Source organism: Streptomyces palmae (genome assembly GCF_004684805.1).
GTDB lineage: Bacteria > Actinomycetota > Actinomycetes > Streptomycetales > Streptomycetaceae > Streptomyces > Streptomyces palmae.
Window position 1 is genome coordinate 1 of the sequence record NZ_SRID01000789.1, and the last position, 597, is coordinate 597.

General features: G+C 75.0%; 1 protein-coding gene. It reads left to right on the forward strand.

Going from position 1 to position 597, the window contains the following annotated elements:
* Positions 1-597: MFS transporter (locus E4099_RS32660; RefSeq protein WP_245245370.1), on the forward strand; the 597-nt coding region annotated here is incomplete at both ends.

Sequence of the window (597 nt, forward strand, 5' to 3'; positions counted from 1 at the left end):
CCCGTATCCCCCGCCCCCGACGCGCCGAACCGGCGCCGCCTCGCCCTGGTGCTGGCCGGCATCATGCTCGCCTCCCTCAACATGCGAGCCGCGCTGGCCGGGGTCTCCCCGCTGCTCGGCGAGATCGGTGACGACTTCGGGCTCTCCGCCACCGTCCGCAGCCTGGTCACCACCGTTCCGCTGATCTTCATGGGGCTGGCCTCGCCGCTCGCCCCCCGGATGGCCCGCCGCTGGGGCACCGACCCCGTACTGCTCGGCGCACTGGTCCTGCTGGGCGGCGGCATCCTGCTGCGGGTGGCCCCGCCGATGGTGGCGCTGTTCGCCGGCGGAGCGCTGGTGGGCAGCGGCATAGCACTGCTCAACGTGTTGATGCCGGGCCTGGTCAAGCGGGACTTCCCGGACCGCGCGGCCGGCATGACCGCGCTCTACACCACCGCGATGATCGGCGGTGCCACGGCCTCGGCCGCGGCGGCCGTACCGCTGGAGAACGCGCTCGGCGGCTGGCGCGGCTCACTCGCCTCCTGGGCGCTGCTGGCCGGTCTCGCGGCCTTGGTCTGGCTGCCACAGGCCCTGCTCGCCCGGCGCGCCCCCCGTCAC